Below are 666 nucleotides of genomic sequence, written 5' to 3'. Positions count from 1 at the left end.
TCCATCGGCTCTTGAAATACTGAAAACACCGAAGTTTCTAAAGAACTTTCAAGTTTAAATCATTGTTGATGAATAGCTTGCAAAAAATCTGACAGAAATTTTAAAAAATGCTTTGGATGGTGCTGTAAAATTACTTTAATTTGCAGCCGTTAAAAAAACCATTATAAGCTAAGCTGTTTCAGTAATGGTTCTATGAAATAGTGGTAATTAATGGGGAGATACTCAAGCGGCCAACGAGGGCAGACTGTAAATCTGCTGACTACGTCTTCGCAGGTTCGAATCCTGCTCTCCCCACGAAAATTTTAAATAAAGCTGTTGTCGAAAGATTGCTTTTGTATAACAGAGAGTTTAAAATCTGTGTTCGGGGCCACCCGAACAGGATCATCAAGCAAAGCGAGATAATTCTAAAGATTAAAGTCTAAAATGGTAATGCGGGAGTAGCTCAGTTGGTAGAGCGTCAGCCTTCCAAGCTGAATGTCGCCGGTTCGAACCCGGTCTCCCGCTCTAAATTTAATTGAATCAGGATTTATCCGGTCACCATAACCGACTTTTATCGGTTTGCTCTTTAAGGGTTAAAATGACTGAAGTACCTCGAGCCTGATCTTTTCCATAAGCCTGATAGGTTTATGGATATCGCTGTTTAAAACAGTCAATTGTCTGGCCGAC

Annotated in this window: 2 tRNA genes; both read left to right on the top strand. The window is 39.8% G+C overall.

The window, feature by feature from the left end:
* The first annotated feature begins 212 nt into the window (after positions 1-212).
* Positions 213-294, top strand: a tRNA-Tyr gene (locus ACNKXS_RS09050).
* Between the two features lie 137 nt (positions 295-431).
* Positions 432-504 (top strand) — tRNA-Gly (locus tag ACNKXS_RS09045).
* Positions 505-666 lie beyond the last annotated feature (162 nt).

Source organism: Christiangramia marina (genome assembly GCF_048285865.1).
GTDB classification, from domain to species: Bacteria; Bacteroidota; Bacteroidia; order Flavobacteriales; family Flavobacteriaceae; genus Christiangramia; species Christiangramia marina.
Note: the sequence above shows the minus strand (reverse complement) of the source record. Positions and strands in the feature narration are given on the sequence as shown.